The sequence below is a fragment of the Duganella sp. S19_KUP01_CR8 genome (genome assembly GCF_036688705.1).
GTDB lineage: Bacteria > Pseudomonadota > Gammaproteobacteria > Burkholderiales > Burkholderiaceae_D > Rugamonas.
Map to the genome: position 1 here is coordinate 90,139 of NZ_JAQQPR010000028.1, position 10,389 is coordinate 100,527.

The window sequence follows — 10,389 nt, forward strand, 5'->3', positions numbered from 1 at the left end:
TATCCTGCGTGCGGCAGCGCTCATAACAGCCGATCAGCGCTGCATCGACTCCCATACTTTCAACAACCGCTTGGCCGATACCGGCATCGGCGTGCGCAGCTCCTGCGCAAACAGGGACACGCGCAACTCCTCCAGCATCCAGCGGAATTCCACCATCTTCGGATCGGTGTTCTTGCCGGCCGATTTATCCTTGTTGGCGCGCTGGTACAACGTCGCCGCTTGCTGCCATTCGGCCATCAGCTTGGCGTCGCGCGCGGGATCGCCGCGCAGCTTCTCGATACGCACGTTCATCGCCTTCAGATAGCGCGGGAAGTGCGACAGCTGACTGTACTCGTTCTCCGACAAGAAGCGCTTGTTGACCAATCCCTGCAATTGCGACTGCATGTCGGCCGCCGCCTGCGCGGGCAGCCCTTGCAAGCGCTTCGGCAAACCATGGAACTCGGTCAGCACCTGCGACAGCAAACGCGCGATCTCGTTCACCAGCAGCACCAGGCGCGATTTCCCCTCGTCCTTGCGTTTAGCGAAACTAGCAGCATCCAGCGGCAACGGATCTTGCAGGCAGGCGATGTCCAAAGCCTTGTTGATGATCTGCTCGCGCAGTTCTTCCTGCGTACCCATGCTCATGAACTGCATGCCCATCTGCTGCAAGCCGGGGATGCCTTTTTCGATGAACTTGATCTGGTCCTTCATCTGCAAGGAGAACAGGCGACGCAAGCCGATGCGGTGCGTGCGCGCAGCCACGGTCGGATCGTCGAACACCTCCAGGTCGCAGTGCGTGCCTTTGTCGACCAGTGCCGGGAAGCCGATCAGCGTCAGCTTGCCCTGCGCGATTTCCAGCAGCTCCGGCAACTCGCCGAAGGTCCACGAGGTCAGGCCGGTCAACGTGATGCCGCTGGTGGCTGTCGGCGCGGCGCCGGCGGCTGCGGGAGCCCCCTTGCCTTGCGCCGCCGGTGCGCCGGCTTTCGCCGACGCCGCAGGCGATGCAGCAGACGACGCAGCACTGCCACCGCTGCCCAACGCCCGCATGCTGACGCCCTGGCCGCCCGACGACTCGGCCATCTTCTGGAAGCTCTCGCGCGCCTGCGTGCCGAATTCCGCTTGCAGCGTGGCCAGGTTGCGGCCCATCTCCAGCTGGCGTCCGTGCTCGTCGATCACCTTGAAGTTCATGAAGTGGTGAGCCGCCAGCGTTTCCGGCTTGAAGTCGCTGGTCAGCACCGAGATCGTGATCTGCTTGCGGATATCGGCGATGATCGCGTCAACCAGGTCGCCACGGCCGAACACACCCGCTTCATGCACACGCTCGCAGAACTTGGCGGCGTAATCCGGCAACGGCACGCAATGGCGGCGCAGCTTTTGCGGCAGGGACTTGAGCAGCAGGTGCACCTTCTCCTTCAACATACCCGGCACCAGCCACTCGCAACGCTCGCGCGGCAGCTGGTTCAAGGCAAACAGCGGTACCGCCATGGTCACGCCATCGCGCACGCTGCCCGGTTCGAAGTGGTAGGTCAGCTGCATCTCCAGCCCCGTCACCGACATCATCTTCGGGAACAGGTCGGTGGTCACGCCGGCCGCTTCGTGGCGCATCAATTCGTCGCGGTTCAGGTACAGCAGCTTGGGCTCGGCGGCCGTCGCATCCTTGTGCCACTTCTCGAAGCCGGCGCCGTTGACCACGTCGGCCGGTATCAGCTTGTCGTAGAAGGCGGCGATCAGTTCATCGTCCACCAGCACGTCGAGACGGCGCGACTTGTGCTCAAGGTTCTCAATCTCCTTGATCAACTTGTGGTTGTGCGCGAAGAACGGCGCACGCGTTTCGTAGTCGCCGCCGACCAGCGCATCGCGAATGAAGATCTCGCGCGCCTCGGTCGGATTGAACAAGCCGTAGTTGATGCGGCGCTGGCTGTACACCACCAGTCCGTACAAAGTGGCCCGTTCGGACGCGCTGACCTGCGCCGACTTCTTCTCCCAGCGCGGTTCGCCCCAGGATTTCTTCAACAGGTGACCGCCGACCTTCTCCAGCCACTCCGGCTGGATCTGCGCCACGCAGCGTGCATACAGGCGCGTGGTGTCGACCAGTTCCGCCGCCATGATCCACTTGCCAGGCTTCTTCAGCAGCGAGGAGCCCGGCCAGATATTGAACTTGATGCCGCGCGCGCCCAGGTAGCCGGCGCCCGGTTCGTCCTCGCCCTTGAAGCCGATATTACCCAGCAGGCCAGTCAGCAGCGCCATATGCAGGTTCTCGTAGGTGGCTGGGGCTTCGTTGATGCGCCAGCCCTGCTCCTTGACGATGGTCAGCAGCTGCGAGTGCACGTCGCGCCACTCGCGCAGCCGCAGCTGCGACAGGAAGTTGGTGCGGCAGTTGTCCATCAGCTGGCGATTGGTCTTCTTGTGCTCAATCGCGTTGTCGAACCACTTCCAGATCTTGAGGTAGCTGAGGAACTCCGACTTCTCGTCGGCGAACTTCTTGTGCGCTTCGTCGGCGGCCTGTTGGTGCTCCATCGGACGGTCGCGCGGGTCCTGCACCGACAGCGCGGAGGCGATGATCAGCACTTCGTCCAGGCAGACGTTGTCCAGCGCGGCCAAAATCATGCGGCCTACGCGCGGATCCAGCGGCAGCTTGGAGAGCTTGTTGCCCAGTGGCGTCAGCTGGTTGTATTCGTCGACCGCGCCCAGTTCCTGCAGCAGCTGGTAGCCGTCGGCGATGGCGCGCGCCAGCGGCGGTTCGATGAACGGGAAGGTCTCCACGTCCGTCAGATGCAGGGACTTCATGCGCAGGATGACCGAGGCCAGCGACGAGCGCAGGATTTCCGGCTCGGTGAACTTCGGCCGCTGCAAGTAGTCCTGCTCTTCATACAGGCGGATGCAGACGCCATCGGCCACGCGGCCGCAACGGCCGGCGCGCTGGTTGGCCGCCGATTGCGCGATCGGTTCGATCTGCAGTTGTTCGACCTTGTTGCGGTAGCTGTAGCGCTTCACGCGCGCCAGGCCGGCGTCGACCACGTAGCGGATGCCCGGTACGGTCAGCGAGGTTTCGGCGACGTTGGTGGCCAACACGATGCGGCGCGCGTTGGTCAGCTTGAACACGCGCTCCTGCTCTTCGGCCGACAGGCGGGCGAACAGCGGCAGGATTTCCACGTGCGGCGGATGGTGCTTGCGCAGGGCTTCGGCGGCGTCGCGGATTTCGCGTTCGCCGGGCAGGAACACCAGCACGTCGCCGGAACCGAGGCGGGACAGTTCGTCGACGCCGTCGATCACTGCGTCCATCAGGTCGCGCTTTTCGCGGGCGGCGGCGGTGCGCTGGCCTTTGCCTTCGGCGTTGGCCACCGCAGGATTGACGATGTCGCTTTCGATCGGGCGGTAGCGCACTTCCACCTTGTACAGGCGGCCGGAGACTTCGATCACCGGCGCCGGTTTCTCCGGCGTGCCGAAGTGGCGCGAGAAGCGGTCGGCGTCGATGGTCGCGGAGGTGATGATCACCTTCAGGTCGGGGCGACGCGGCAGCAGCTGCTTCAGGTAGCCAAGCAGGAAGTCGATGTTCAGGCTGCGCTCGTGCGCTTCATCGATGATGATGGTGTCGTAGTTGCGCAGCAGCGGGTCGGTTTGCGTTTCGGCCAGCAGGATACCGTCGGTCATCAGCTTGACCGAGGCGCCCTTGGTCAGCGTGTCGGCGAAGCGGACCTTGAAGCCCACCGTTACACCCAGCGGCGTGCCCAGCTCCTGCGCGATGCGCTTGGCGGTGGACGAGGCGGCGATACGGCGCGGCTGCGTGTGGCCGATCAGGCCTTTCTGGCCGCGGCCCAGTTCCAGGCAGATCTTCGGCAACTGGGTAGTCTTGCCGGAGCCGGTTTCGCCGGAGACGATGATGACCTGGCTGTTTTGCAGCGCTTCGGCGATTTCGTGGCGACGGCCGGAGACCGGCAGGTCTTCGGGATAGGTAATCGGCGGCAGCGGGTTGCGGAAGGCGCGTTCGGCATCGCGGGCGGCCTGTTCTTCAGGAGTCAGCCGTGGCCGTGGCTCGCGGCGCGGAGGCGCAATCAGTCCGCCCTCGCCATCCGGCAGCGGCGCGCGGCCGCCACCCCGCACTGCAGCCACAGGGGTCTGACCCCGTACGGGGTCAGACCCCGCCACGCCTTGGGTTGCGCGGCGCGGGCCGCGCGGTTGCTGCTGGCCGGCCGGACGCGGTTCGCCGCTGCGCGGGCGCGCCTCCCCTTGCGGGCGTGGCTGGCCCTGCCCTGGCCGGGCGTTGGGCGCTTGCGGAGTGCGGGAGGGGGCGTTCTGCGTGCTGGCGGGCGTGCTGGACGCGCCTTTAGACTTGTTGCTGGCTTCTGACATTGTTTTTTACAAAGGTTTTGGCGCGGAAGTCGCGCACCGAATTATAATGCGGCTAATGGAAAACCCTACCCAATTCGTCCAATGGCTGCGCTCAGTCGCGCCGTACATCCACGCCTTCCGTGGCAAGACCTTCGTGGTCGCCTTCCCTGGTGAACTCGTCAGCGCCGGCGCGCTGCAGGTGCTGGCGCACGATTTGTCGCTGCTGCACGCGCTCGACATCAACGTCACCGTGGTCTACGGCTCGCGCCCGCAGGTGGCCGAGCAACTGGCCCTGCGTAACGTCGAAGGCCGCTTCCACAACGGCCTGCGCATCACCGATATCGCCGCCATGGAGTGCGCCAAGGAGGCCGCCGGCGAGCTGCGCCTCGACATCGAAGCCGCCTTCAGCCAGGGTTTGCCCAACACGCCGATGTCGCACGCGGCCATCCGTATCATTTCCGGCAACTTCATCACCGCCCGTCCGCTGGGCGTGATCGACGGCGTCGACCTCGAGCTGACCGGCATCACCCGCAAGGTCGACGCCGAGACCATCCACTCCATCCTCGGTTCGGACGGCCTGGTGCTGCTGTCGCCGCTGGGCTTCTCGCCCACCGGCGAGGCCTTCAACCTGACCATGGAAGACGTGGCGTGCGCCACCGCCATCGCCCTGCACGCCGACAAGCTGATCTTCATCACCGAAACGCCGATGATGACCGACGCCGGCGGCACCGAGATCCACGAACTGTCCTCGCACCAGGCCGAAGCCGTGCTGCAGGCCGGCTTCCTGCCGGACGCCACCGCCTTCTACCTGAAGCACTGCGTCAAGGCCTGCGACAACGGCGTCGAGCGCTCGCACATCGTGCCGTTCGCGATGGACGGCTCGGCCCTGCTGGAGCTGTTCACCCACGATGGCGTCGGCACCATGATCGCGCACGAGAACCTGGAATCGCTGCGCCAGGCCACCATCGAGGACGTCGGCGGCATCATCAAGCTGATCGAGCCGCTCGAGGCGGACGGCACGCTGGTCAAGCGCGGCCGCGAGCTGATCGAGCGCGAGATCGACTACTTCTCCGTCATCGACCACGATGGCGTGATCTTCGGTTGCGCCGCGCTGTACCCGTTCCCGGAACAGAAGATGGCGGAAATGGCTTGCCTGACCGTCAACCCGGAAGTCCAGGCCCAGGGCGACGGCGAGCGCATCCTCAAGCACATGGAGAACCGCGCGCGCGCCATCGGCGTGCAAAAGCTGTTCGTGCTGACCACCCGCACCTCGCACTGGTTCCAGAAGCGCGGCTTCGTGCCGTCCACCGTGGACGCCCTGCCGAAGGACCGCCAGCGCATGTATAACTGGCAGCGCAAATCCCAGGTTTTGATTAAGACCTTATAATCTCGTTTTACCTACCGCTTTAGGAGCAACACAGATGGCCCGCACCGTTCAATGCATCAAACTCAACAAGGAAGCCGAGGGCTTGGACTTTCCACCATATCCGGGTGAACTGGGTAAGAAGATCTATGAATCGGTTTCGAAGGAAGCCTGGGCGGCCTGGCTGAAGCACCAGACCATGCTGGTCAACGAAAACCGTCTGAACCTGGCCGATCAGCGCGCCCGCAAATACCTGGCGACGCAGATGGAGAAACACTTCTTCGGCGACGGCGCCGACGCCGCCATGGGCTACGTGCCGCCGGCTGAATAAGTCTGCTGGAACCGCCGGCGGCGCCTGCTGCCGGCGTGTCATTCTTACATCGCTTTACACTGCTTTAGTTCGCATTTGGCCATGAAAACTTTGCCGTTTTCGCAAGTCATGCGATACACCTCGACCGGTCCCGGTTCGCTCACCAATCCCGCGCCCCAGCCGCCCGTGCAGCCCTGCTGCTTGGCCAGGCTTTCCACCGTCGCCGACGAGACGCCGGCGCGGAACGGTACTTTCTGGATTTCGACGCCGTTCACATAGCTGAGCGGCGTGCCGTCGTCGGCCGTGGTGCGCGGCGCCGGCTTGCGCGGCGGCGGTTGCTCGTCGCGCGACTTGCCTATCGATGGCAGCCAGGAACAGGCGCTCAGCAGCGAGGCGCAGCACAACAGCAATACCAGCGATCGTTTCATAGGGGGAGCTCTCAGAGTAATTGGCGGCGGTTTGACCCCGCAACCATGCCCGGCGGAGCCAGCTCCGCCGCATAGGGGTCAGACCCCGCAGGGGTCTGACCCCACCACGCCTTGCGGGTTAGAATTTCAGCGTCTTGACGCCGTCCGCCATGCCCAGCAGGCAGACGTTGGCGCCGCGCGCGGCGAACAGGCCGACCGCGATCACGCCGACGATCTGGTTGATCTGCTGCTCCAGCGCCACCGGATCGGCGATCGCCAGGCCGGCCACGTCGATGATCATGCCGCCGTTGTCGGTGATGAAGGCTTCCTCGCTGCCCGGCTTCAGGCGCAGCTTGGGCGTGCCGCCCAGTTTGGCCAGCGCGCGGGTGACCGAGGCGCGCGCCATCGGCAGCACTTCCACCGGCAGCGGGAACTTGCCCATCACCTCGACCAGCTTGGAGCCGTCGGCGATGCAGACGAACTGCTTCGACACCGAGGCGACGATCTTCTCGCGCGTCAGCGCCGCGCCGCCGCCCTTGATCATGGCGCCGGCATTGGTGATCTCGTCGGCGCCGTCGATGTAGACGGCGATTTCCGGCACGTCGTTGAGGTCGAACACCTCGATGCCGTGGCCGCGCAGGCGCGCCGCGGTCGCTTCGGACGAGGCCACCGCGCCCTTGATGCGGTGCTTGATCTTGGCCAGTTCATCGATGAAGAAGTTGGCGGTCGAGCCGGTGCCGACGCCGATGATCTCGTTTTCCACCACGTATTCGATGGCGGCGCGGGCTACGGCTTGTTTCAGTTCGTCTTGGGTCATGATGTTTCTATAAGAGAGAGGGGAATTCAATTCCGCTATTTTAACGGATCGCCCCTGCCCGCCACCGTTTTCGGCTAAAAATTGCGCTCAGACAACACCAATCCAGTGCCGGTGTCGCAGACTCGCACAAGCGCTGCGGCGACGCAACGATGGTTGCCAGCGACGGGGCGGGATATGCGAGAATGGTCATCACGCAGGTCCTAGAAACGATCGCCGGGGATGAGACATGACGCCTACCAAAACAGTCTTGATAGTCGATGACAGCCGCGTCTCGCGCCTGATGGCGCGCCAGTACATCGCCAGCCTGCATGCCGACTGGATCGTCGAGGAAGCGGGCACCGGCGAGGAGTCGCTGCTCAAGGCGCGCGCCGTGCCGCCGGACCTGATCCTGATGGACGTCAACATGCCCGGCATGGGCGGCATCGCCGCCGCCGAGCTGCTGCGCCAGGAATTCCCCGCCGTGCCGATCTCGCTGCTGACGGCCAATGTGCAGTCGGCCACGCGCGACCGCGCCAGCCAGCTCGGCATCGGCTTCATGGAAAAGCCGATCACCGAGGCGCGCATCGCGCAGCTGCTGGCCACGCTGGAAGCGGTCTGACCATGTTCGCCCTGTCCGAGCTGGAAAACGACGCGCTGATCGAGATCTTCAACATCGGCGTCGGCCAGGCGGCCGCCTCGATGAGCGCCATCGTCAACGAGGCGGTGCGCATGTCGGTGCCGTCGGTGAGCTTCATCAACCGCACCGAGGCCGCCCGCCTGCTCGACGGCAAGTCGCCCGAGGCCGAGAACATCTGCGGCGTCAGCCAGCACTACGAGGGCGCGTTCGCGACCGAGGCCATCCTCATGTTCCCCGAAGATAAAAGCCTGGAGATCGTGCGCCTGATGGTGGGCGAATCGGTGCCCCTGAAGGAGCTGACCGAGATGGAGCAGGAGGCCATGTGCGAGATCGGCAACATCATCCTCAATTCCTGCGTCGGCACCCTGGCCAACATCTTCCAGCGCGAGCTGCACGGCTCGCTGCCGCAATACCACGTCGGCACCAGCGATGAAATCCTGGTCGCCTCCGGCAGCCTGCCCGACACCGTGGTGCTGATGCTGCACATCGACTTCCTGCTGGAAAAGCACCAGATCCACGGCTACGTCGCCTTCGTGCTGGACGTCACGGCGCTGCACGACCTGAAGGAGCAGATCAACCTCTACATCGCCCGCGCCATGGGCCAGGCATGATGAGTCTGTTGCCCGAAGCCCACCGCCTGCATCTGCTGCACAGCGTGCTGTGCGCGGTGAACCTGGGCGCCATCGTGCTCGACAACGAGCGCCGCATCGTGCTGTGGAATTCCTGGATGATCAAGCATTCCGGCCTGGGCCACGAGAAGGTGATCGGCGCCGATTTCTTCACCGTCTGCCCCGGCCTGCGCGGCGGCCGGGTCGAGGCGGCGATCCAGCAGGCGCTGTACAACAACTTCCCCTCGCTGCTGTCGCAGACGCTGAACAAGGCGCCGTTCGCGCTGCACGCCAGCCCGGTGGCGGCCGCCCGCAACGAGCGCATCCAGCAGGCGGTGGAGATCACGCCGATCGCGGTCGAGGGCGCGCCGCGCCACTGCCTGATCCAGGTGAACGACGTCAGCCTCGCCGTCGGCCGCGAGAAGCTGCTGCGCGAGCAGGCCATGGTGCTGCGCTCGCAGACCTTCGCCGACGGCCTGACCGGCATCGCCAACCGCCGCCACTTCGACGTGGCGATGGAAAAGGAGCACCGGCGCGCCAAGCGCGGCGGCACGCCGCTGTCGCTGCTGATGATAGACATCGACCACTTCAAGGCCTACAACGACTACTACGGCCACCAGAAGGGCGACCAGTGCCTGATCCAGGTGGCGGCCGCGCTGGCGGCCATGCTCAAGCGCCCGTGCGACCTGATGGCGCGCTACGGCGGCGAGGAGTTCGCCATGATCCTGCCCGAGACCGACGTCGAGCAGGCCACCATGATGGCCGAGGCGATCCGCGCCCGCGCCCAGGAGCTGGCCATCCCGCACGAGCGCAACAGCGGCGACACGCGCCAGGTCACGATCAGCATCGGCATCGCCACGCGCAAGGTCGACGCGGCGGTGGAGATAGAAGCACTGATCGGCGCCGCCGACCGCGCGCTCTACCTCGCCAAACGCAACGGCCGCAACCGCACCGAAGCCTTGCTGCCGGCCTGATTTCCCCCTTTACGACCTGTATCTTTCACCGAGGATCACCATGCGCAATGTCGCTTTATTGGCAGCCTGTAGCGCAATCTTGTCCGCCCACGCGGCGCCGCTGGAGCAGCTGTCCTGGCTGAGCGGCTGCTGGGTCGACCCGGGCGGCGAGGCCGGCTCCGGCGAGCAATGGACCACGCAGGCCGGCGGCTCCATGCTGGGCATGGGCCGCACCGTCAAGGGCGGCAAGCTGGTCACGTATGAATTCATGCGCATCGCCGACGGCGGCGACGGCAAGGCGGTGTTCCATGCGCAGCCGGCCGGCAAGCCGGCGGCCAGCTTCGGCGCCATCAAACTCAACGCCACGGAAGTGGTGTTTGAAAACCTGGAGCACGATTTTCCGCAGCGCGTGAGCTACCGCTACGAAGCGCCGGCGACGCTGCGCGCCAGCATCGAAGGCATGCGCAATGGCACACTCAAGCGCATCGAGTTCCCGCTGGTGCGCGGCGCCTGCGGAGGCACCCTGTGACGCAGCTGGCGCCCAACCGTTCGATCCAGGACGTGATGGTGATCCCGGTGCTGCACTACCAGGATGTGGCGGTGGCGGCGCAATGGCTGTGCGAGGCGTTCGGCTTCAGCGAGCGGCTGCGCATCGGCGACCACCGCATCCAGCTCGACATCGCCGGCGGGGCCGGCGCGGTGGTGGTGGGGCAGGGGCCCGCGCCGGCGCCGCCCTGCCCGCATCCCTGCCACTCGATCATGGTGCGCATCAGCGACATCGACCAGCACTACAAGCGCGCGCTGGCCGCCAAGGCGCGCTCGCTCAGTCCGCCGACCGGCTATCCGTTCGGCGAGCGGCAGTATTCGGTGGCCGATCCGGGCGGGCACGTGTGGACCTTCACGCAAACCATCGCCGACGTCGATCCAGCCGCCTGGGGCGGCACGCTGCTTTAATCCGGGGTCAGGTCCCCCATTTGAGCATGAGTTCGGCTGATACAGCCGAACTC

The 10,389-nt window shown here is 65.2% G+C and carries 10 protein-coding genes; 7 read left to right on the top strand and 3 right to left on the bottom strand.

The window, feature by feature from the left end; translation table 11 throughout:
- Nucleotides 1-33: 33 nt before the first annotated feature.
- A complete protein-coding gene (hrpA, locus tag V6M89_RS24225; RefSeq protein WP_332855596.1) occupies nucleotides 34-4,329 on the bottom strand; it encodes an ATP-dependent RNA helicase HrpA in 4,296 nt (1,431 codons plus the stop codon).
- A 55-nt stretch (nucleotides 4,330-4,384) separates the two neighbouring features.
- Here hrpA and argA point away from each other — a divergent pair, with 55 nt between their 5' ends.
- Entirely contained in the window at nucleotides 4,385-5,695 is a 1,311-nt protein-coding gene (gene argA, locus V6M89_RS24230; protein WP_332855597.1) for an amino-acid N-acetyltransferase, read from the top strand.
- 34 nt (nucleotides 5,696-5,729) lie between these two features.
- Nucleotides 5,730-6,002: an oxidative damage protection protein gene (locus tag V6M89_RS24235; RefSeq protein ID WP_116990319.1), complete on the top strand. Its 273-nt coding sequence runs from the start codon at nucleotides 5,730-5,732 to the stop codon at nucleotides 6,000-6,002.
- Nucleotides 6,003-6,046: 44 nt separating this feature from the next.
- Here the strand turns inward: V6M89_RS24235 and V6M89_RS24240 are convergent, their stop codons facing one another.
- Both V6M89_RS24240 and rpiA read right to left on the bottom strand, forming a co-directional pair.
- Nucleotides 6,047-6,409, bottom strand: coding sequence for a hypothetical protein (locus V6M89_RS24240; protein ID WP_332855598.1), 363 nt, complete (start codon nucleotides 6,407-6,409; stop codon nucleotides 6,047-6,049).
- A 118-nt stretch (nucleotides 6,410-6,527) separates the two neighbouring features.
- Nucleotides 6,528-7,205, bottom strand: a complete 678-nt coding sequence (rpiA, locus tag V6M89_RS24245) for a ribose-5-phosphate isomerase RpiA (protein WP_332855599.1) — start codon at nucleotides 7,203-7,205, stop codon at nucleotides 6,528-6,530.
- Between the two features lie 226 nt (nucleotides 7,206-7,431).
- On the opposite strand from rpiA, the gene V6M89_RS24250 reads away from it, so the two are divergent.
- The 5 genes from V6M89_RS24250 to V6M89_RS24270 all read left to right on the top strand — a co-directional run bounded on the left by V6M89_RS24250 (nucleotide 7,432) and on the right by V6M89_RS24270 (nucleotide 10,336).
- Nucleotides 7,432-7,803, top strand: coding sequence for a response regulator (locus tag V6M89_RS24250; RefSeq protein WP_332855600.1), 372 nt, complete (start codon nucleotides 7,432-7,434; stop codon nucleotides 7,801-7,803).
- A gap of 2 nt (nucleotides 7,804-7,805) precedes the next feature.
- Nucleotides 7,806-8,432, top strand: coding sequence for a chemotaxis protein CheC (locus V6M89_RS24255; protein WP_332855601.1), 627 nt, complete (start codon nucleotides 7,806-7,808; stop codon nucleotides 8,430-8,432).
- The gene (locus V6M89_RS24260; protein WP_332855602.1) at nucleotides 8,429-9,403 is read left to right on the top strand and encodes a sensor domain-containing diguanylate cyclase; all 975 of its coding nucleotides are present in this window, start codon (nucleotides 8,429-8,431) and stop codon (nucleotides 9,401-9,403) included. The genes V6M89_RS24255 and V6M89_RS24260 overlap by 4 nt, the downstream gene beginning before the upstream one ends.
- Nucleotides 9,404-9,482: 79 nt before the next feature.
- Nucleotides 9,483-9,911, top strand: a complete 429-nt coding sequence (locus V6M89_RS24265) for a DUF6265 family protein (RefSeq protein WP_332855603.1) — start codon at nucleotides 9,483-9,485, stop codon at nucleotides 9,909-9,911.
- Entirely contained in the window at nucleotides 9,908-10,336 is a 429-nt protein-coding gene (locus tag V6M89_RS24270) for a VOC family protein (protein ID WP_332855604.1), read from the top strand. The genes V6M89_RS24265 and V6M89_RS24270 overlap by 4 nt, the downstream gene beginning before the upstream one ends.
- Nucleotides 10,337-10,389 lie beyond the last annotated feature (53 nt).

What these genes read in the sequence shown, in the direction of transcription:
- V6M89_RS24235 (WP_116990319.1), top strand. Translation starts at nt 5,730, where the DNA reads ATGGCCCGCACCGTTCAATGCATCAAACTCAACAAGGAAGCCGAGGGC.
- rpiA (WP_332855599.1), bottom strand. Translation starts at nt 7,205, where the DNA reads ATGACCCAAGACGAACTGAAACAAGCCGTAGCCCGCGCCGCCATCGAA.
- hrpA (WP_332855596.1), bottom strand. Translation starts at nt 4,329, where the DNA reads ATGTCAGAAGCCAGCAACAAGTCTAAAGGCGCGTCCAGCACGCCCGCC.
- argA (WP_332855597.1), top strand. Translation starts at nt 4,385, where the DNA reads ATGGAAAACCCTACCCAATTCGTCCAATGGCTGCGCTCAGTCGCGCCG.
- V6M89_RS24255 (WP_332855601.1), top strand. Translation starts at nt 7,806, where the DNA reads ATGTTCGCCCTGTCCGAGCTGGAAAACGACGCGCTGATCGAGATCTTC.
- V6M89_RS24250 (WP_332855600.1), top strand. Translation starts at nt 7,432, where the DNA reads ATGACGCCTACCAAAACAGTCTTGATAGTCGATGACAGCCGCGTCTCG.
- V6M89_RS24260 (WP_332855602.1), top strand. Translation starts at nt 8,429, where the DNA reads ATGATGAGTCTGTTGCCCGAAGCCCACCGCCTGCATCTGCTGCACAGC.
- V6M89_RS24240 (WP_332855598.1), bottom strand. Translation starts at nt 6,409, where the DNA reads ATGAAACGATCGCTGGTATTGCTGTTGTGCTGCGCCTCGCTGCTGAGC.